Origin of the sequence: Yersinia sp. KBS0713, from assembly GCF_005937895.2 — a bacterium.
Taxonomy (GTDB): Bacteria; Pseudomonadota; Gammaproteobacteria; order Enterobacterales; family Enterobacteriaceae; genus Yersinia; species Yersinia bercovieri.
In genome coordinates this window covers 485,299-505,114 of record NZ_CP042173.1, presented here as the reverse complement: position 1 = coordinate 505,114, position 19,816 = coordinate 485,299, and the positions used below count along the sequence as shown (strand labels likewise).

Here is a 19,816-nt window from a genome sequence, read left to right as displayed (position 1 = left end):
TTCCCTTTTATGGATGTTGAGTTGCAGGCAAACTACCATTTGCTGCCGGTGTTAGTTCGCCAACTGTTGGTGCTGCTGGCTCACTCGCTGGCGCACCAGAATTACCATCCCCGCCACTTTTGTACAAGAACTGACCGATAAGATCCTCCAGAACCAGCGCTGATTTGGTGTCTTGAATCACGCCACCATCTTTCAAAATAGTAGTACCCATATCTGGATCTTCAAATCCGACATTTAGCGCGAGGAACTGCTCACCTAACAAGCCGGAGGTGCGGACTGCCAGTGAACTGGTATCTGGGATATGGTTATAGCGCTGTTGAATATCCATCGCTACACGAGGGCTGTAGTTTTTGGTATCCAGAGTAATATCTGCTACCCGCCCAACCACCACGCCACCAATCTTGACCGGCGAATTGGTTTTCAGACCACCAATATTGTCAAAATTTGCGTAAATCCGGTAAGTTGGCTGATTGCCCACCGATTTAATGTCTGCTACTTGCAGGCAGAGGAATATGACTGCCAGTATAGCAATCAGTATAAACGCGCCTACCCAGACTTCACTTCTCTTCGTTTGCATCGACTCAGTTCCCAAACATCAGTGCTGTCAGCACAAAATCTAATCCCAATACCGCCAGCGATGAATGCACCACGGTACGGGTCGTTGCCCGGCTAATCCCTTCAGAGGTTGGGATCGCATCATAACCATTGAACAGCGCAATCCAGGTCACGGTAATAGCAAATACCAGACTCTTAATCAGGCAATTTAGTAAATCTGTACGCCACTCAACCGCATTCTGCATCGCCGACCAGAAGAAACCGCCGTCGATCCCTTTCCAGTCAACACCGACCACCGAGCCGCCCCAGATACCCACGGCAACAAAAATCGCGGTCAATAATGGCATGCTGATAAGACCCGCCCAGAACCGAGGCGCGACTACCCGCCGCAGCGGATCAATAGCCATCATTTCCAGGCTGGAGATCTGCTCCGTCGCTTTCATCAAGCCTATCTCAGCGGTCAAGGCAGAACCCGCGCGACCAGCGAACAGCAGCGCCGTCACCACTGGCCCCAGCTCACGTAGCAGTGACAGTGATACCATCATGCCGAGGCTAGCTTCCGCGCTATAGGTGGTCAGGATCAAAAAGCCTTGCAACCCCAGAACCATGCCGATAAACAGACCGGAAACCACAATAATCAGCAGGGATTGCACCCCGACGCTATACAGCTGCTTGACCAATAATGGCCACTGCTTTCGCGGTTCAGGCCGCCCAACGAGGGCATTGAACAGCATTAAACCTGCGCGACCAAAGGAGGCGCAGACATTAATGCCCCGGCGACCTAAAGACGCTAACGCCTGTACTAACATGAATACTCCATCAGCCTAATAGCTCGGTTTTATAATCCCCGGCAGGGAAACGGAAAGGCACCGGCCCGTCGGCAATACCATCGAGGAACTGGCGTACCCGCATATCGTCGTTGGCTTGTAACTGCTCAGGTGTTCCTTCAGCAATAACATGCTGATCTGCAACAATATAGGCATAATCGGCAATGCTGAGCACTTCGGGTACATCATGGGAAACCACCACACAGGTGACCCCCAGCGCATGATTCAGCTCATCAATCAACTTCACCAGCACACCCATGGTAATGGGATCCTGGCCGACAAACGGCTCATCAAACATAATCAATTCAGGATCAAGAGCAATCGCCCGCGCCAATGCCGCACGACGCGCCATACCGCCAGAAAGCTCCGCAGGCATCAGATTAGCCGCGCCACGCAACCCCACCGCCTCCAGCTTCATCATCACCGTGCTGTGCAGCAGCTCCTCTGGCAAACGGCTATGTTCACGCAGTGGAAAAGCCACATTTTCGAAGACGGTTAAATCAGTAAATAGCGCCCCGGATTGAAATAACATGCTCATTTTCTTGCGCACATCATACAAACGCTGACGTGAAAGCGTCGGAATATTATCACCATCAAACCAGATTTCGCCGGCATCTGGAGCAAGTTGCCCACCAATCAGACGCAGCAGCGTGGTTTTACCTATACCTGAAGGCCCCATAATCGCAGTCACTTTGCCGCGCGGGACCGTCATATTGATATCGGTGAATATCGGACGCTCACCACGGGTGAAACTCATCCCCTGGATCTCTATCAAATTCGACGCCATTTGATTCATTATCATTCGTCCTTTGAGCCTTTTATTACTCATCCAGCCGCCAATGCTACATCAAATGGCCGCAACGAGCGCAATTGGGAAGTAGTTTGGCAATTTATTACTGTTTTTTCGTAGCCAAAGTTGCCATAAGTTTTACTTTTCTGACTCTCGCAGTCAAAATTAGAGCCTAAGCAAAAATAAGTGTGAACACCTATTGTCAGCCATTTTTTGCCAACGGGCTATCTGTTACCAGCAGCCAATGGATCGGGATTATACCTAATAAAGGACTCTGCATGTTTCTTGCGATAACACTATTAATCATTGGCTTGGTTTTATTAGTGTATGGCGCTGATCGATTAGTCTACGGCGCAGCGGTGTTATCCCGCTCTTTCGGTATTCCGCCGCTCATTATTGGGATGACCATTGTGGGGATCGGCACATCGCTGCCAGAGTTGATTGTTTCGGTGACTGCGGCCCTCAATAACCAGACCGATATGGCGGTCGGCAATGTGCTTGGTTCCAATATTACCAACCTGTTGCTGATTGTGGGTGGCGCCGCCTTAATACGCCCGTTGACCGTGCGCTCAGAGATTTTGCGCCGTGAATTACCCTTAATGTTGCTGGTCACGGTGCTGTGTGGCTTCCTATTGGCCAATAATCATCTCAGCCGTGGGGATGGGATTATTTTGCTGCTGGCGGCGGCGGCATTTATTGTCCTGATGCTTAAAATTGCGCGACTGGCCCATGCGGAGGGAAATGATATCCTGACCCGCGAACAGCTGGCTGAATTACCGCAGGACAGTAGCACCACCGTGGCCCTATTGTGGTTAGTGCTGGCCTTCATTATTTTGCCGCTGTCGGCCAAAATGATTATCGATAATGCGACGGTTATTGCCCGCGTCGCTGGCGTCAGTGAGCTGGTCATTGGCTTGACCGTGATTGCTATCGGCACCAGTTTGCCTGAACTGGCGACATTCATTGCTGGCGCGTTGAAAGGCGAAGATGATATGGCGGTCGGTAATATCATCGGATCAAATATTTTTAATATTGTGATTGTGTTAGGTGTACCTGCGCTGCTCTCCCCGGGTGATATTAACCCAGAAGCTTTTCAGCGGGATTATTGGGTGATGCTCGGTGTTAGCGTGATATTCACGATTCTTTGTCTGGGCCGTAAACATCGAATCGGCCATATGGCGGGTGCTCTGTTATTATGTGGGTTCATCGCTTATCTTGCGGTGCTGTTTTTCGCCCCTTTTAGGGTGATGTAGCATAAGTAATGCTACCTAAAACAGTGCCACACAAAGCAGTGCTGCATAAAGCCGCGTGATAAGAAATTGTGGCCTATAAAAAAGTGCTGTGTACGGGAACCAAATATGTCTTCTTTTGATTCGCAACCAAGAATGGATTTTCAGCAGGCGGGTAAACAGGTATTGCACATTGAGCGCGAAGGACTGGCACAGCTCGATCAATACATTAATGACGATTTTTCCAGCGCCTGCGAAGCGATATTTAATTGCCATGGCAAAGTGGTGGTGATGGGGATGGGTAAATCCGGCCATATTGGCTGCAAAATTGCAGCGACCTTTGCCAGCACCGGTACACCTGCATTTTTTGTCCACCCTGCGGAAGCCAGTCATGGCGACCTTGGCATGGTCACGCCGCAAGATATCGTCTTGGCTATCTCCAATTCAGGTGAGTCCAACGAAATTCTTGCGCTGATCCCGGTGCTCAAGCGCCAGAAAATCAAGCTGATCTGCATGAGCAACAACCCTGAAAGCACCATGGGTAAAGCCGCCGATATTCACTTGTGCATTAAAGTTCCGCAAGAAGCTTGCCCGCTAGGTCTGGCCCCTACCACCAGTACCACCGCCACTTTGGTTATGGGTGATGCCCTCGCCGTGGCATTGCTACAGGCGCGCGGGTTCACCCAGGAAGATTTTGCCCTCTCCCATCCGGGCGGAGCACTTGGGCGCAAGTTGCTGTTGCGAATCAGCGATATCATGCACACTGGCGCGGAGATCCCACACGTCAGCCCTGATGCTTCATTGCGTGATGCACTACTGGAAATTACTCGGAAAAATCTGGGTTTAACCGTAATCTGTGACGATCTGATGATGATTAAGGGTATCTTTACCGACGGTGATTTGCGCCGGGTATTCGATATGGGCGTTGATTTGAATAGTGCGAAAATCGCCGACGTGATGACTAGCGGCGGTATTCGAGTTCGTCCGACCATGTTGGCGGTCGATGCGCTCAACCTGATGGAGTCACGTCATATTACGGCGGTGTTGGTGGCTGACGGTGAGCAACTGCTCGGCGTGGTGCATATGCACGACATGCTAAGAGCCGGTGTCGTTTAACAAAGGATAAATTATGAGCAGCACCGTCTATTTGGACACATGCTACGGCCCAGTCGCTGACAGTGTCATGCAGCGCGCGGCAAACATTCGCCTGCTAATCTGTGATGTAGATGGCGTGATGTCCGATGGCCTGATTTATATGGGGAATCAGGGCGAAGAGCTGAAAGCGTTCAATGTGCGTGATGGCTATGGTATCCGCTGCCTGATAACCTCAGGTATTGAAGTGGCGATTATCACCGGCCGCCGCGCCAAATTACTGGAAGACCGCGCCAACACCTTAGGCATTACCCACCTTTATCAAGGGCAATCTGATAAGCTGGTCGCCTATAAGGAGTTGTTGCAAGCAGTAAACTGCCAGCCTGAGCAGGTGGCTTACATTGGCGACGACCTGATTGATTGGCCAGTGATGGCGCAAGTGGGGTTATCTGTCGCGGTGGCGGATGCCCATCCGTTGCTGCTCCCCAAAGCGCATTATGTGACGCAAATCAGTGGCGGACGCGGTGCAGTACGCGAGATATGTGATTTGATATTATTGGCCCAGGATAAACTCGACGGCGCCAAAGGATTGTCGATATGAGTAAAACAAGACTATGGATAACCCTATCCCTGGCATTGATTGCTTTGGCATTGATTGGCTGGAATATGTCCGGCTTTAACCAGCAGGACACGCAAACAGTGGCTGATAATAATGAGCCATCTTCGCAAAGCCAACATACCACCACCGTGGTGTTTAATCCGGTCGGGCAATTGAGTTATAAATTGATCGCGGAAGACGTTCAGAACTTCAGTAGCCAGCAACTGACTTGGTTTACCAAGCCGGTTATGACGATGTTTGGTGATAATGCGGTTGCAACCTGGACAGTTCGGGCAGATCGCGCCAAGCTGACCGATGATAAAATGCTCTATTTGTATGGTCATGTTGAGGTCGATAGCCTGACTCCAGATGCACAATTAAAGAAAATTAAAACTGATAACGCCCAGGTTAATTTGATCACTCAGGATGTATCCTCAGACGATGAAGTTACCCTCTTTGGTGTTGGATTCACGTCTAACGGCATGAAAATGCGCGGGAACTTGCGGGACAAAACCGCTGAGCTGATTGAAAAGGTTAAAACCTCTTATGAAATCCAAAAATAAAATTCGCCATCTTTTACTTGCCAGTTCACTTTTGGCTGCAAGCCTGCCAGCACTGGCTTTAACCGGCGATACTGATCAGCCCGTTAATGTGGTCTCCGGCAAGCAAGCGCTGGATATGCAGGCGAATACAGTCACCTTTACTGACAACGTGATTATCAAGCAAGGCACTATCGAGATTAAAGCGGATAAAGTGGTTGTCACCCGCCCTGGTGGTGATCAGAGCAAAATGGTCATTGAAGGTTTTGGTAACCCGGTCACCTTCTACCAGATGCAAGACAGCGGTAAGCCGGTCAAAGGCCATGGTCAAAAATTGCGTTACGAAGTCGCGAATGACTTTGTGGTGTTGACTGGCAATGCTTATCTGGAGCAACTTGATAGTAATATCAAAGGTGATCGCATCACTTATCTGGTGAAAAAACAGCATATGGAAGCCTTCAGTGACAAAGGCAATCGCGTCACAACCGTACTATTACCGTCCCAATTACAAGACAAAGGGCCAGCAGCTTCAGGCCAAAAGAAGAGTAAGTAATCATTTATGGCAACATTAATCGCAGAAAAGCTGGCTAAGGCGTACAAAGGCCGTAAAGTGGTCGAAGACGTGAGCCTGAGTGTAAAGTCCGGTGAAATTGTCGGCCTGCTTGGGCCAAACGGCGCAGGTAAGACCACCACCTTTTATATGGTCGTCGGCATTGTCCAGCGTGACGCCGGGCGCATTGTGATTGATGACGAAGATATCAGCCTCTTGCCTCTCCATGAACGCGCTCGTCGCGGCATTGGTTATTTACCGCAAGAAGCTTCCATCTTCCGCCGCCTGAGTGTATTTAATAATCTGATGGCGGTGCTGGAAATTCGTAAAGACCTCACGGCTGAGCAGCGCCAGGAACGGGCTGATGAGTTGATGGAAGAGTTTCATATCACCCATCTACGTGACAGTCTGGGGCAGTCACTCTCTGGTGGTGAACGCCGCCGTGTTGAAATTGCCCGCGCATTGGCGGCAAATCCTAAGTTTATTCTGCTGGATGAGCCATTTGCCGGGGTTGACCCAATTTCTGTTATTGATATCAAAAAAATTATTGAGCATCTGCGCGACAGTGGTCTTGGTGTACTGATTACCGACCATAACGTGCGTGAAACGTTAGACGTTTGTGAGCGGGCTTATATTGTAAGCCAAGGGCACTTAATCGCTCACGGCACACCACAGGAAATTTTGGCTGACGAACAAGTTAAACGTGTCTATCTGGGTGAAGAGTTCCGTCTCTAATCTTCTTCCAATACAGATCGTAAGGCCGTTTTTCAGCCATTAAGGAAAATTGATACCGCATTATGAAGCAAGGTTTGCAACTCAAGTTCAGCCAACAACTGGCAATGACTCCGCAGCTTCAACAGGCTATTCGTCTGTTGCAACTCTCTACACTTGAACTCCAGCAGGAGATTCAGTTAGCGCTGGAGAGCAACCCCCTGCTTGAGCAAACGGATCTTCATGAAGAGATAGACGCCAAAGAGACAGTAGACAGTGAAGCGCTTGATACTCGCGAAGCGCTGGAACAAAAAGATATGCCAGAAGAGTTGCCGCTGGATGCCACCTGGGATGAGATCTACACCGCAGGTACGCCATCAGGAATGGGCAACGATTACAGTGATGATGAGCTACCGGTCTATCAGGGTGAAACCACCCAAACACTGCAAGATTATCTCATGTGGCAGGTGGATTTAACCCCCTTCTCTGAAACCGATGCCGCCATCGCGACCTCCATTGTCGACGCAGTTGATGAAACCGGCTATCTCACCGTCCCGCTGGAAGATATTCTGGAAAGCATGGGTGACGAGAACATCGCGCTAGATGAAGTCGAAGCCGTACTCAAGCGGATACAGCACTTTGATCCCATTGGCGTGGCAGCGCGTAACCTGCGTGAATGTCTGTTGGTGCAGCTATCGCAATATGCCAAAGATACCCCTTATCTTGCCGAAGCTCGCTTGGTCGTTAGTGACTATCTGGATTTGCTAGGCAACCATGATTTCCGCACAATGATCCGTTTAAGTCGGCTAAAAGAAGATACACTTAAGGAAGCGATCGCCCTGATTCAGTCACTGGACCCACGACCGGGCCAGTCGATCAATACCGGCGAATCTGAGTATGTCATTCCCGATGTTTTGGTCCGTAAAGACAAAGATCAATGGACGGTCGAGCTAAATGCCGATAGCATTCCACGCCTAAAAATTAATCAACACTATGCTGCCATGGGTAATAATACTCGTAATGATAGCGACGGGCAGTTTATCCGCAGCAATCTGCAAGAGGCAAAATGGTTGATAAAAAGCCTTGAAAGCCGCAATGAAACGCTGCTGAAGGTCGCGCGTTGTATTGTAGAGCAGCAGATCGCATTTTTTGAAAATGGGCCTGAGTTTATGAAACCCATGGTACTGGCTGACATTGCCCAAGCCGTAGATATGCATGAATCGACCATCTCCCGCGTGACCACGCAGAAGTTCCTGCACAGCCCTCGGGGGATTTTCGAGTTGAAATATTTCTTCTCCAGTCACGTCAACACCGAGAGCGGAGGCGAAGCCTCTTCCACCGCAATTCGTGCACTGGTGAAAAAATTGGTTGCGGCAGAAAACCCTGCCAAACCCCTTAGCGACAGTAAGCTGACCACACTATTATGTGAACAAGGCATCATGGTGGCACGGCGAACCGTCGCGAAGTACCGAGAGTCGTTATCCATCCCGCCGTCGAATCAACGTAAACAGTTGGTTTGACCTGAACTGAGAAGGAAGAGACTATGCAGCTCAATATTACCGGACATCATGTTGAAATAACCGAAGCATTACGTGAGTTTGTTAACACTAAATTTGCCAAACTTGAGCAATATTTTGATCGCATTAACCAAGTGTACGTGGTTTTAAGTGTCGAAAAAGTAAAACAAATTGCAGAAGCCACGGTACATGTGAATGGAGGCGAGTTGCACGCGAGTTCAGAGCAGGAAGATATGTACGCCGCAATTGATATTTTGGTTGATAAACTGGCCCGCCAGTTGAACAAGCATAAAGATAAATTGAAACAACATTAAGAATCCTTGTAGCTATTATACCTAACGAAGGTTCTATACGCGCGACATAACCCGAGCCAGCGGTGAAGAACAGATCACCGCTGGTTTGGGCTTAAAATAGCGCTTAAGTGAAAGATGAGATGATCAACGATCCAGCATTGCAATTAAGCTCGGTATTAAATATCGAGTGCACCAAAAGCGCCGTACATTGCTCAAGTAAAAAACGGGCTTTGGAAATTATCAGCGAGTTGGCTGCCAAACAGCTAAACCTGCCTTCACAGGTCGTTTTCGATGCTGTATTGACCCGTGAGCGCATGGGCAGTACCGGCATTGGTAGTGGCATCGCGATACCTCATGGCAAACTGGAGGAAGATACGCTGCGCGCCGTGGGTGTGTTTATCCGCCTGGAACAACCCATTGCCTTCGATGCTATTGATAATCAACCTGTTGATCTATTATTTGCCTTGTTGGTTCCGGCAGATCAATGTAAAACTCACTTACACACTTTGTCTTTAGTGGCCAAGCGATTAGCTGATAAAACAGTGTGTCGCCGTCTACGTGCAGCACACAGTGATGATGAGCTTTATCAGATCATTACAGAGTTACCGCCAGAAACGGCGTAAACGGGTAAAGGGTGCCTAGCAGCGCGGGTCTATTCGCAAACCCGCCTGTTATAGCCGGAATGTCGATTCGTAATAGTGGCGATGAGCGCCAAAGAGATACCAAGGGGAGTCACTCACATGGTGCTGATGATTGTCAGCGGCCGTTCCGGTTCAGGGAAGTCTGTTGCTTTACGCGCATTGGAAGATATGGGCTTTTACTGTGTCGATAACTTGCCCGTGGTTCTGCTGCCGCAATTGGCAAACACACTTGCCGGTAGGAATATCTCAGCGGCAGTGAGCATAGACGTGCGCAATATGCCGGAATCTCCCGAGGTATTTGAACATGCCATGACCCAATTGCCAGACAGTTTCTCACCGCAGCTGCTGTTTTTGGATGCTGACCGCAATACCTTGATTCGTCGCTACAGTGATACCCGTCGCCTGCACCCGCTTTCGGCGAAAAATCTGTCATTAGAAAGTGCTATTGATGAAGAGAGTATCCTGCTGGAGCCTCTGCGCTCACGGGCTGATCTGGTTATTGATACCTCAGAAATGTCAGTGCACGAGTTAGCTGAGATGCTGCGTACCCGCCTGTTGGGTAAACGTGAGCGCGAACTAACGATGGTGTTTGAGTCATTTGGCTTCAAGCACGGAATTCCCATTGATGCCGATTATGTTTTCGACGTACGTTTCCTGCCGAACCCACACTGGGACCCGAAACTACGCCCGATGACGGGTCTGGACAAGCCGGTCATCTCCTTCCTTGATCGCCATACTGAAGTGCACAATTTTGTTTACCAGACACGCAGCTATCTGGAACAGTGGCTGCCCATGCTGGAAACCAATAATCGCAGTTATCTGACGGTTGCCATTGGTTGTACCGGCGGTAAGCACCGCTCGGTCTATGTAGCTGAACAATTGGCAGATTATTTCCGCGCTCGTGGCAAAAATGTCCAATCACGCCACCGTACTCTGGAAAAACGTAAACAATGACCGTCAAACAGACCGTTGAGATCAAGAACAAGTTGGGGATGCACGCCAGACCCGCAATGAAATTGTTCGAGCTGGTTCAGAGTTTTGATGCAGAAGTGATGTTACGTAATGACAGCGGGACCGAAGCCGAAGCCAGCAGTGTGATTGCACTGCTGATGCTAGACTCCGCTAAAGGCCGCCAGATTGAGGTTGAAGCGACCGGCCCTGATGAGATTCAGGCGCTGAGTGCGGTTATTGAGTTGTTTAATTCGGGGTTCGACGAGGAATAGAGTTAGCGGCACACTTGCTGCTTAATATTTCCGATAGCCGCATTTATTGATTATTTATGATCAATTTGCGGCTAAAATAGATCAGCAATAATTTTATTGCGCCACATCTGACTATTATCTATAAAAATACAACCTAAATTATTTAAGCTACAAATAAATTTCTGTAATTAATCATCAGTTTACAATCAACCTAGAATAAAAACTTCATTCAGAATGATAAATTGCGGGTGATAATTCTCTAATATCAAATATGCCCCATAGCATCTTATTGATATCCATATAGCTACTGATGTCATCGGCGCTGGCGATTGTTGTCTCACTGCTCATTGCATTAGTGACGATCCCCGCCATTTTGCAACTGTTTCCCATTTGAAGCCAAACCCAACAAGTAATCGTTTGCTAATCATAAAAAATGCGGCTTTTGCCCCTTGCAGAGAAATGGCACGCGAGTATAATTCGCCACAATTTGCCGGGAGATATGATGAAAATCTGCTTAGATTTCGCTCAACATCGTCGTTTTGTTGAAAATGACCCAATTGAGGGTCGACAAAATGGCCAGCCAGCAGGCAGCAAACTGCCGTGGTTTCTCCCGTTGCTAAACCGATCCTGTAAGGCCCCTCGTTGAGGGGCTTTTTTTTGTCTGTCGATCGGGCTGAATTTCACCTTAACTGCATTACAACCGATTAAAAGCCCGCGACCACGGGCAGTCACAGAGGAGAGCGAAAAATGGCCAACCCGTTGTATCACAAACATATCATCTCAATTAACGACTTATGTCGCGATGACCTGGAACTGGTGCTACGCACCGCGGCCAGCCTGAAGAACCACCCGCAACCTGAGCTGTTAAAACATAAAGTGATCGCCAGTTGCTTTTTCGAAGCCTCAACCCGCACCCGTCTGTCGTTTGAAACCTCGATTCATCGCCTGGGCGCATCCGTGGTCGGTTTCTCTGACAGCAGTAATACGTCGCTAGGCAAGAAAGGCGAGACACTGGCCGATACCGTGTCGGTGATCAGCACCTATGTGGATGCCATCGTCATGCGCCACCCACAAGAGGGCGCGGCCCGACTGGCGGCACAATTCTCCGGCAATATACCAGTGGTCAATGCTGGTGATGGTGCAAACCAGCATCCGACGCAAACCCTGCTCGACCTCTTCACCATTCAGGAGACCCAAGGGCGGCTGGATAACATCAATATTGCTATGGTCGGTGACCTGAAATATGGCCGCACTGTGCATTCACTGACCCAGGCGCTGGCAAAATTCGACGGCAATCGCTTCTTCTTTATCGCCCCGGATGCGCTGGCAATGCCCGCCTATATTCTGCAAATGTTGGATGAAAAAGGGATCGAATACAGCCTGCACCAAAGCATTGAAGAGGTGGTCGCGGATCTGGATATTCTCTACATGACTCGCGTACAAAAAGAGCGCCTTGACCCGTCAGAATACGCCAATGTCAAAGCACAATTTGTCCTGCGTGCTGCGGATTTGAATGGGGCGCGGGATAATCTCAAAGTGCTGCACCCACTGCCACGCATCGATGAGATAACCACCGATGTCGATAAAACGCCTTACGCCTACTATTTCCAACAGGCAGGTAATGGGATTTTTGCCCGCCAGGCGCTACTGGCACTGGTCTTAAACGCTGAATTGGCTCTTTGAGGGAGAATTGCACATGACTCAGGATTACAAACTACAGGTTGAAGCTATCAAATGTGGCACCGTGATTGACCATATTCCGGCGCAGATCGGATTCAAATTGCTATCACTATTCAAACTGACCGCGACAGATCAGCGTATTACCATCGGCTTGAATTTGCCCTCTAAGCGCTCAGGCCGTAAGGATCTGATTAAAATAGAAAATACTTTCCTGACTGAGCAACAAGCCAACCAATTGGCGATGTATGCCCCAGACGCGACCGTCAATCGCATCGATAACTACGAAGTGGTGAAGAAGCTCACCCTCAGCCTGCCAGAGCAGATCGACGGCGTCCTCACCTGCCCGAACAGCAACTGCATCAGCCATAATGAGCCGGTCGACTCCAGCTTCAAAGTGAAAGCCAAATTGGGCGAGATCCACCTGAAGTGCAAATATTGCGAGAAAGAGTTTGATCATCAGGTGGTGCTGCAAGCGGATGAAGTTCTGTAAATGGATGAAGTTCTGCAAATGGATGACAAGCTGTAAGTGAATTAACACGGCGGCCGGTAGCAAACTTAGTTCGTGCGGGTTGCCGTTATTCACCCCAGCTTTATAATGATGGAAATAATTTCTGCATCACATAAACCAGGAGTCACCATGTCACGCATTATCAGCACTGAACTCGCCCCTGCCGCCATTGGCCCCTATGTCCAGGGTGTTGATCTGGGCAGCATGATCTTCACTTCCGGCCAGATCCCGGTTGATCCTAAAACCGGCCTGGTGGCTGATGAGGTTTCAGCTCAGGCACGTCAGTCACTGGAAAATGTGAAAGCTATCGTCGAAGCGGCTGGCCTGAAAGTTGCCGATATCGTGAAAACCACGGTATTCGTGCAAGATCTGAATGATTTCAGCACAGTTAACGCCACTTACGAAGCCTTCTTCAATGAGCACAGTGCGCCATTCCCTGCGCGTTCATGTGTTGAAGTGGCGCGTCTGCCGAAAGATGTCAAAATCGAAATCGAAGCTATCGCGGTACGTCGTTAATTCTGCTGTATTGCGCCACGGCTGGTGATTGCCAGCCGTGTTTTATTGCTCCGCCATAAATACTTTCTCCCCCTTTTCCCTGTGCGCCATGACAGATCATCATGCTAATGATGTGGCAATTTTCTGCCCATCAATAAAGCAGCAGACTCACTGATTGCACCCTAATAGTGCTGAAATCGCGCTACCCCCCCTATTTTGCCTGTTTTACGAGCTGGCACAGTTTATGCGTAATCCTCACTACAGCCGGTTCTGTTTGCGAGGTAATAATGCTGAACATCGACCTTTCCACATCACGATTTTTCGATGAAATGTTACTGGCGCAGGGGCAACACCGAAGCCATTACGACGCCTACTGGCAGTGGTTACAACAGGCCGATCAACTGACCATTGCGCGCAAGCGCGAAGAAGCTGCGCTGCTGTTTCACCGGGTGGGCATTACCTTCAATGTGTATGGTGACGATGATGGCGCCGAGCGCTTAATCCCGTTTGATAGCGTGCCACGTATTATTCCTGCCAGTGAATGGCAGATGTTGGACCGTGGCATTCGCCAACGTGTTCAAGCGCTGAATGCGTTTCTGCATGATATTTACCACGATCAACACATCCTAAAAGCAGGGATTATTCCGGCTGAACAAGTGTTAGCCAATGACCAATATCAGCCCTGTATGCAAGGGGTGAACCTGCACCGCGACACCTACGCACATATCATTGGCGTGGATATGGTTCGTAATAGCGATGGCCTCTATTATGTGTTGGAGGATAATCTGCGCACCCCATCCGGCGTCTCCTATATGCTGGAAAACCGCAAAATGATGATGCGGCTCTATCCGGAGCTGTTTGCGCAACAGCGCATCGCGCCGGTTGAGCGCTACCCTTCCCATTTGTTGCAAACACTGCGCGAAAGCACGCCAATCAACGATCCTACCGTGGTGGTGCTGACCCCTGGGCGCTTTAATAGCGCCTATTTTGAGCACAGTTTTTTAGCGCAGCAGATGGGGGTCGAGCTAGTTGAAAGCGCGGATCTGTTCGTCAAAGAGGGGGCGGTCTTTATGCGCACCACCGCCGGCCCTTGCAAGATAGATGTTATCTATCGGCGAGTGGACGACGCCTTCCTCGACCCACTGGCTTTCCGCCCGGACTCCATGCTCGGTGTCCCTGGGCTACTATCAGTCTATCGGGCAGGTGGGGTGGTATTGGCTAACGCAATTGGTACTGGCGTTGCAGATGATAAATCTATCTATCCGTATGTGCCGGAGATGATCCGTTTTTACCTCGCCGAAGATCCTATTCTGGCGAATGTCCCCACCTGGCAATGCCGCCAACCTACTGATTTATCTTATGTCTTGGCGAATCTGGATCAGATGGTGGTGAAAGAAGTTCATGGCGCAGGGGGCTATGGCATGTTGATCGGCCCCGCGGCCACCCAAGCGGAGATTGCCCAATTCCGCCAGTTGCTACTGGCGCGACCACAAAACTACATTGCACAAGAGACCCTCGCTCTCTCGACCTGCCCGACCTTTGTAAACAACGGCCTTGCCCCACGCCACATTGATCTGCGCCCTTTTGCCCTCTCCGGCGCGGAAATTCGTCTAGTGCCCGGTGGCCTGACCCGCGTGGCACTGGCGGATGGTTCACTGGTGGTGAACTCCTCACAAGGCGGCGGCACCAAAGACACTTGGGTATTGGAGGATGATGCATGTTAAGCCGAACAGCCAGCGAGCTTTATTGGATGGCCCGCTATCTTGAGCGGGCAGAGAACATCACCCGAGTGCTGGATGTCACCAACCGGCTATCGATGATGCCCACCAGCACCCGCGTGAATTTTGATCTATTGGTGCCCCTCAGTTTGAGCAACACGCAGGCCCTGTTTGCCGAACACTACCCGCAGGTGTCGATGACCCACCTGCTCAATTTTTTCGTGCTCGACAGCCATAATCCCAGCAGTATCTTCAGCTGCTTACAGATGGCCTGGAACAATGCCCATGCGGTGCGCGGCAGCTTGTCATCCGAGGTCTGGGAAAGTATCAACGCCACCTGGATTGAGATGAAACAGCTGCGCCGACAGGGGATCAGCGCCGCCGGTATTGATGCCTTTTTTGACTGGGTTAAAGAGCGCTCACATCTCTTTCGTGGTGCGGTTTACGGCACTTTACTGCGCAGCGATGCACTCTATTTTATTCGTCTGGGCACCTTGATTGAGCGGGCTGACAGCACCGCTCGCCTGTTGGATGTGAAAAACCAGTTGCTGGATAGCGATGATGATCCGGTGCGCGAATACTACCGCATGGACACCTTGCTGCGGGCCGTCAGTGCCCGTGAGGCGTACCACAGCTTGTACAAGCAGCAACTCAGCCGCGAGGCGATTGCGGAACTGCTGATTTTACGCAATGAGATCCCCCGCTCCCTGCTGGCCTGCATCAACGACATGGAACAGCAGTTGGAATTGATTGGCGGCAGCCGCAGTCATCAGCCACGGCGGTTGGTCAGTATCTTGCTTGCCGAGCTGCGTTTTAGCAGCATTAACGATGTGATGGCCGATGGCCTACACCTCTATCTGATGGATTTTTTAGGCAAGATCAATGCGATCGCTGACAGCATTCGTCAAACCTATCTGGAGGTCCAATGAGACTGAATGTCGATCACAGCACCCACTACACCTATGCACAGCAAGTGCAGCACAGCACGCAGTATCTGCGCCTAACGCCACAGGATTCGGCGCACCAGCGAATTCTCTCTTGGCAACTGACCTTACCGGAAGATGCCATCTGCACCACTGATGCCTTTGGCAATGTGCTGCACGTACTGACGCTGGATAAGCCCCATCAAGCCATCACCATTCAGGCCCAGGGGGTGGTGGAGATTGAAGATAACATGGAGGATGACAGTGGCGACCACCTCTCCCCACTGGTGTTTCTGCGCCACAGTCCACTGACTCAGCCGGATTTCGCCATTCGCCAATTTGCATCCGGTTATTGTCAGGGCGTGACCCATGCGGATGCACAATTGGATTGCCTGACACTGATGATGGGCGAGCTGCTGGCAAAAATGCCCTACAGCCCCGGCACCACCACGGTTCAGGACAGCGCAGCCCAAGCTTTTGCCGCCGGGCAAGGGGTATGTCAGGATCACACCCACGTCTTTCTTGCCTGTTGCCGAAGTTTAAATATTCCGGCACGCTATGTAAGCGGCTATCTTTATACAGAATCCTCCAGTCATGTTGCGACCCATGCTTGGGCCGAAGTGTGGCTGGATGGGCATTGGCAGAGCTTTGACGTCACCAATAACACCTGCAAACCGAATCAGCATTTGAAACTGGCGGTGGGCATAGATTATCTGGATGCCTGCCCAGTGCGCGGCATTCGCCGAGGCGGTGGTTATGAGGATATGCAAACCATTGCTGCCGTGCATATGTTATCGACCCCGCGACGCGATATGTCACAATAAAAGGATACCGTGCAATGACTTACTGTGTGGCCATGCGGCTGTCGTCCGGGTTAGTGTTTGCTTCCGACTCCCGAACCAACGCCGGAGTGGATCATATTTCCACTTTTCGTAAATTGCATCTGTTTCAGCAACCGGGCGAACGAACACTGGTGGTGCAAAGCGCGGGCAATTTGGCGACCACACAGAGTATTGTCAGCTTGCTGCAACGCCGCTGTCTCGATCCTGAGCAAACCAACTTGATGAATGTCGCCTCAATGTACGAAGCCGCCACCCTGTTGGGTGAAACGGTGCGTGAGGTGATTAACCGGGACAGCGGCGCACAGCAAAATAGCGGCGGCACCGATTTTAACTGTAACCTGTTGTTAGGTGGTCAGATTAAGGGTGAAGGGCTACGGCTGTTCCACATCTATCCGCAGGGTAATTTTATTGAAGCCACTCAGGACACCCCCTATTTTCAGATTGGCGAGAGTAAATATGGGAAGCCCATTATTGATCGCGTGTTGAGCTACGACACCCCACTGGATCAGGCGATGCAATGTGCACTGATTTCGATGGACTCGACTTTACGCAGTAATTTATCCGTGGGCTTGCCGCTGGATGTGATGATCTACCCCCTCGACAGTTTCAGCACCGAACAGCAGTATAGAATCACCGAGGATCACCCCTATTTTATGATGATCCGTAAGGGCTGGGGCGAGGGTTTGGTGAGTATTTTTGCGCAGTTACCGGGGTTGAAATTGGGGAGGTGATTCGGTTTTGGTGATAGGTTTCGGTTGATAATCGTTCAGGCGATTGGTTCGGTTGACATTCGGTTAGTGGTAGGCTCGGTTGTTAAAGCGTCAGTGCCCAGCTTGCCTGCGCAATAGATCGGATCTGGTTTCGGTTGATATTCGGTTTGATGATCGGTTCGGTTGACATAAAATCGGCGTTCACTTGGCCTCCGATGCTCCAACCGCCAAAGGGGTTACAAGCGCGTAACCCCCTTGGAACCCCTGCGCTAGCGCACGTATCGCTTGCCTGCTTCGCAGGTTCCCTCAATCATCGTTTCGGCTGACGGACCGCCGTGATTCGCTCCTGCTCAAGCACGGCTCGCTCGGCATCCATGCCTCGCGTCCTACCTCCACTCTTCACTCGGCAGCTCAAATGTGCTTTTGACCTTGAGCGCAATCAGGAATATTGCCGACGAGGATGGAGGGTAGAGTGAGCGGGCAGGACGCCCGCGAAAAGCGCGCTTGAGCATGGATGCGAATCGCGCTGGCTCGTCAGCCCGAAAGACGTGGGAGGTTTACCCGCAGGGCAATATTTCGCGCAAGCCGCAGGTGCAGGAGGGCCGGCTTGCCCTCCTGCTCGGTTGAGGCGGCGAGGGTCAGGTGATCACTGAACGAATATCAACCGAAACCAGATCCGATCCAACTGAACTGAACTGAACTGATTTGAACTAACTCACCCCTTGATCCAATAAACCCCCTCATACCCCCGCAACACCATCTCCTGCGGTTGGAAGGCGCTTTCACCGTAGCTGCTCATCAATAGTTGCCAGTTGCCATCCAGCTCAATCCCCTCTGGCTGCCATGCCTGCGGTTCACCACTCAGGTTCGCCACCACCAACAACTGCTTACCCTGCCAACTGCGCAAATAGCACCATAAATCAGGATGTTGCGGACAAAGATCCTGATAATCGCCAAACGTGAACAGATCATGTTGCTTACGCAGGGCGATTAAGTATTGGTAGGCATAAAACACTGAGTCAGCATCCGCCAGTGCAGCATCGACATTAATATCACCATAGTTACTGCATGGCTCAATCCACGGCGTCCCTTGGCTGAATCCCGCATTGCGGCTGCGATCCCACTGCATTGGTGTTCGGCCATTATCGCGGGATTTCACTGCCAGAATCGCCAATAACTCATCAGGTTCGCGCCCTTTGGCACTCAACTCAGCAAACATATTCAGGCTTTCTACATCACGGTATTGGCTGATAGAGCTAAAGTTAGGATTGGTCATCCCAAGCTCTTCGCCCTGATAGATATAGGGGGTGCCCTGCATACCGTGCAGCACCATCGCCAGCATCTTGGCCGCCGGCAGACGCAAAGCACCTTCATCGCCAAAGCGCGACACAATGCGCGGCTGATCGTGGTTGCACCAGAACAGCGCATTCCAGGCGCGATTATGCATCCCCTGCTGCCACTGGTTAAAAATCTGCTTTAGCTCAACCCGATCCGGCGGTATCAGCGACCACTTCTCGCCATTGAGATAATCCACTTTCAGATGATGAAAGTTAAAGGTCATCGACAGCTCATCGCCACCCAGTGCGGCATAACGCTGGCAATGTTCAAGGCGGGTGGAGGACATCTCACCCACCGTCATCAGGCCGCGTGGTTGAAACACATCGCGGCTCATCTCTTGTAAAAATTCGTGGATACGGGGGCCATCGGTGTAGAAACGGCGGCCATCGCCCTCAAAATCATCAGGAAAGTCCTGCTGTTTAGAAACCAGATTGATCACGTCCAGCCGCAAACCATCGACGCCAATATCAGCCCAGAACTCGCACACTTTTTTCAGTTCATCGCGTACCGGCTGATGCTCCCAGTTCAAATCCGCCTGTTCGGTGGCGAACAAATGCAGGTAATATTGACCACTGGCGGCGTGCCATTGCCAGGCGTTACCGCCAAATTTCGAGCGCCAGTTATTCGGTAAGTTATCACCCTCACCATCACGCCAAATGTAGAACTGACGATAAGGGCTGTGGCGATCCTGCGCAGCTTTAAACCAGGCGTGCTCGGTGGAGGTGTGGTTGAACACCATATCCATCACGATACGGATCCCGCGCTGATGGGCTTGCGCGACCAGATTTTTGAAGTCGTCCAGTGTGCCGTAAGCCGGGTCGATGGCGCAGTAATCCGCGACGTCATAGCCGTTATCCACTTGTGGCGAGAGATAGACGGGTGTCAGCCAAATGGCGTCAATGCCGAGTTTTTGCAGATAATCCAAACGTTGCGTCACCCCCGCCAGATCACCAAAGCCATTGCCGGTGCTGTCCTGAAAACTCTTCGGGTAAATCTGATAAATGACGCCGTTTTGCCACCAAGGGATAGGATTATTCATAGCAGACTCTTTATTCGTA

Annotated in this window: 22 protein-coding genes; 18 read left to right on the top strand and 4 right to left on the bottom strand. The window is 50.7% G+C overall.

Features of this window, described 5'->3' with window-relative positions; translation table 11 throughout:
• Positions 1 to 7 precede the first annotated feature (7 nt).
• Genes mlaD through mlaF form a run of 3 tightly spaced genes read right to left on the bottom strand, consistent with a single transcriptional unit; the run spans position 8 to position 2,178 of the window.
• Positions 8 to 577 (bottom strand): outer membrane lipid asymmetry maintenance protein MlaD, encoded by a 570-nt coding sequence (gene mlaD, locus FFE93_RS02390; RefSeq protein ID WP_049602874.1) that lies wholly within the window; start codon positions 575 to 577, stop codon positions 8 to 10.
• A 4-nt stretch (positions 578 to 581) separates the two neighbouring features.
• The gene (mlaE, locus tag FFE93_RS02385; protein ID WP_004874080.1) at positions 582 to 1,364 is read right to left on the bottom strand and encodes a lipid asymmetry maintenance ABC transporter permease subunit MlaE; all 783 of its coding nucleotides are present in this window, start codon (positions 1,362 to 1,364) and stop codon (positions 582 to 584) included.
• 10 nt (positions 1,365 to 1,374) lie between these two features.
• Positions 1,375 to 2,178, bottom strand: coding sequence for a phospholipid ABC transporter ATP-binding protein MlaF (gene mlaF / locus FFE93_RS02380; RefSeq protein WP_054872719.1), 804 nt, complete (start codon positions 2,176 to 2,178; stop codon positions 1,375 to 1,377).
• Positions 2,179 to 2,450: 272 nt separating this feature from the next.
• Between mlaF and FFE93_RS02375 the strand changes: the two genes are divergently transcribed.
• The 18 genes from FFE93_RS02375 (at position 2,451) to FFE93_RS02290 (ending at position 17,441) form a co-directional block, all read left to right on the top strand.
• Entirely contained in the window at positions 2,451 to 3,425 is a 975-nt protein-coding gene (locus FFE93_RS02375) for a calcium/sodium antiporter (RefSeq protein ID WP_049602873.1), read from the top strand.
• A gap of 105 nt (positions 3,426 to 3,530) precedes the next feature.
• Entirely contained in the window at positions 3,531 to 4,517 is a 987-nt protein-coding gene (gene kdsD, locus FFE93_RS02370) for an arabinose-5-phosphate isomerase KdsD (RefSeq protein ID WP_032898346.1), read from the top strand.
• A 13-nt stretch (positions 4,518 to 4,530) separates the two neighbouring features.
• Positions 4,531 to 5,094, top strand: a complete 564-nt coding sequence (kdsC, locus tag FFE93_RS02365) for a 3-deoxy-manno-octulosonate-8-phosphatase KdsC (protein WP_049602872.1) — start codon at positions 4,531 to 4,533, stop codon at positions 5,092 to 5,094.
• Positions 5,091 to 5,654, top strand: a complete 564-nt coding sequence (lptC, locus tag FFE93_RS02360) for an LPS export ABC transporter periplasmic protein LptC (RefSeq protein WP_032898345.1) — start codon at positions 5,091 to 5,093, stop codon at positions 5,652 to 5,654. Before kdsC ends, lptC begins: the two co-directional genes overlap by 4 nt.
• Entirely contained in the window at positions 5,638 to 6,183 is a 546-nt protein-coding gene (lptA, locus tag FFE93_RS02355; RefSeq protein WP_032898344.1) for a lipopolysaccharide ABC transporter substrate-binding protein LptA, read from the top strand. Before lptC ends, lptA begins: the two co-directional genes overlap by 17 nt.
• A gap of 6 nt (positions 6,184 to 6,189) precedes the next feature.
• Complete coding sequence (lptB, locus tag FFE93_RS02350; RefSeq protein ID WP_005276593.1) at positions 6,190 to 6,915, top strand: LPS export ABC transporter ATP-binding protein; 726 nt, start codon at positions 6,190 to 6,192, stop codon at positions 6,913 to 6,915.
• A gap of 62 nt (positions 6,916 to 6,977) precedes the next feature.
• Positions 6,978 to 8,411 carry an RNA polymerase factor sigma-54 gene (gene rpoN, locus FFE93_RS02345; RefSeq protein WP_005276591.1) on the top strand — a complete coding sequence of 478 codons (1,434 nt, stop codon included), beginning with the start codon at positions 6,978 to 6,980 and terminating at the stop codon, positions 8,409 to 8,411.
• Positions 8,412 to 8,434: 23 nt separating this feature from the next.
• The gene (hpf, locus tag FFE93_RS02340) at positions 8,435 to 8,722 is read left to right on the top strand and encodes a ribosome hibernation promoting factor (RefSeq protein WP_004874071.1); all 288 of its coding nucleotides are present in this window, start codon (positions 8,435 to 8,437) and stop codon (positions 8,720 to 8,722) included.
• A gap of 119 nt (positions 8,723 to 8,841) precedes the next feature.
• On the top strand, positions 8,842 to 9,324 hold the full coding sequence (ptsN, locus tag FFE93_RS02335; RefSeq protein WP_032898357.1) for a PTS IIA-like nitrogen regulatory protein PtsN: 483 nt from the start codon (positions 8,842 to 8,844) through the stop codon (positions 9,322 to 9,324).
• A 117-nt stretch (positions 9,325 to 9,441) separates the two neighbouring features.
• The gene (gene rapZ, locus FFE93_RS02330; protein WP_032898343.1) at positions 9,442 to 10,296 is read left to right on the top strand and encodes an RNase adapter RapZ; all 855 of its coding nucleotides are present in this window, start codon (positions 9,442 to 9,444) and stop codon (positions 10,294 to 10,296) included.
• Positions 10,293 to 10,565, top strand: coding sequence for a PTS phosphocarrier protein NPr (gene npr, locus FFE93_RS02325; protein ID WP_032898342.1), 273 nt, complete (start codon positions 10,293 to 10,295; stop codon positions 10,563 to 10,565). The genes rapZ and npr overlap by 4 nt, the downstream gene beginning before the upstream one ends.
• A 726-nt stretch (positions 10,566 to 11,291) precedes the next feature.
• Positions 11,292 to 12,227 carry an aspartate carbamoyltransferase gene (gene pyrB / locus FFE93_RS02320; protein WP_005276579.1) on the top strand — a complete coding sequence of 312 codons (936 nt, stop codon included), beginning with the start codon at positions 11,292 to 11,294 and terminating at the stop codon, positions 12,225 to 12,227.
• Positions 12,228 to 12,240: 13 nt separating this feature from the next.
• Positions 12,241 to 12,714 (top strand): aspartate carbamoyltransferase regulatory subunit, encoded by a 474-nt coding sequence (pyrI, locus tag FFE93_RS02315; RefSeq protein ID WP_005276577.1) that lies wholly within the window; start codon positions 12,241 to 12,243, stop codon positions 12,712 to 12,714.
• Positions 12,715 to 12,861: 147 nt separating this feature from the next.
• Complete coding sequence (ridA, locus tag FFE93_RS02310; protein ID WP_032898341.1) at positions 12,862 to 13,248, top strand: 2-iminobutanoate/2-iminopropanoate deaminase; 387 nt, start codon at positions 12,862 to 12,864, stop codon at positions 13,246 to 13,248.
• Positions 13,249 to 13,514: 266 nt separating this feature from the next.
• Entirely contained in the window at positions 13,515 to 14,951 is a 1,437-nt protein-coding gene (locus FFE93_RS02305) for a circularly permuted type 2 ATP-grasp protein (protein ID WP_005276574.1), read from the top strand.
• Positions 14,945 to 15,874, top strand: coding sequence for an alpha-E domain-containing protein (locus FFE93_RS02300; protein WP_032898340.1), 930 nt, complete (start codon positions 14,945 to 14,947; stop codon positions 15,872 to 15,874). Before FFE93_RS02305 ends, FFE93_RS02300 begins: the two co-directional genes overlap by 7 nt.
• Positions 15,871 to 16,692: a transglutaminase domain-containing protein gene (locus FFE93_RS02295; protein ID WP_032898339.1), complete on the top strand. Its 822-nt coding sequence runs from the start codon at positions 15,871 to 15,873 to the stop codon at positions 16,690 to 16,692. Before FFE93_RS02300 ends, FFE93_RS02295 begins: the two co-directional genes overlap by 4 nt.
• Before the next feature lie 14 nt (positions 16,693 to 16,706).
• On the top strand, positions 16,707 to 17,441 hold the full coding sequence (locus tag FFE93_RS02290; RefSeq protein WP_032898338.1) for a proteasome-type protease: 735 nt from the start codon (positions 16,707 to 16,709) through the stop codon (positions 17,439 to 17,441).
• A 694-nt stretch (positions 17,442 to 18,135) separates the two neighbouring features.
• Here FFE93_RS02290 and treC read toward each other — a convergent pair.
• Positions 18,136 to 19,797, bottom strand: a complete 1,662-nt coding sequence (gene treC / locus FFE93_RS02285) for an alpha,alpha-phosphotrehalase (protein ID WP_054872814.1) — start codon at positions 19,795 to 19,797, stop codon at positions 18,136 to 18,138.
• Between the last annotated feature and the right edge of the window lie 19 nt (positions 19,798 to 19,816).